The sequence below is a fragment of the Bacteroides sp. 51 genome, assembly GCF_010500965.1.
Lineage (GTDB): Bacteria > Bacteroidota > Bacteroidia > Bacteroidales > Bacteroidaceae > Bacteroides.
In genome coordinates, this window is the sequence record NZ_QVMI01000165.1 from 1 (window position 1) to 323 (window position 323).

1 protein-coding gene is annotated in these 323 nt (G+C 52.9%); it reads left to right on the top strand.

The features are described 5' to 3' along the window. A partial coding sequence (locus D0T87_RS23955) for a DUF3575 domain-containing protein (protein WP_163178694.1) occupies positions 1 to 323 on the top strand: 323 nt, incomplete at both ends.

Sequence of the window (323 nt, forward strand, 5' to 3'; positions counted from 1 at the left end):
ATGATGTAAGCCGTTTGCCTGACCTGCTTTTCTCCGGTTATATGGGAGCCCACCGCTTTGAGGGTTGGCTGGCGGGAGCGGGTGCCTCTTATGGCTACCGCTGGCAGCTTAACCCCAAATGGGGTCTGGAAGCCACCCTTGGACTGGGTTACGCTTACCTTGATTATGATAAATACGAAGCGGGCAATAGTGAAATGGCTGCTACGGGTACCTATCACTATTTTGGTCCTACCCGGGCGGGAGTAACATTGAGTTATACCCTGGGTAGTTCTAACCGCTCTTCCAAACGCTTTACCTCCAACCCATTCGGTGGGGGAATGGTC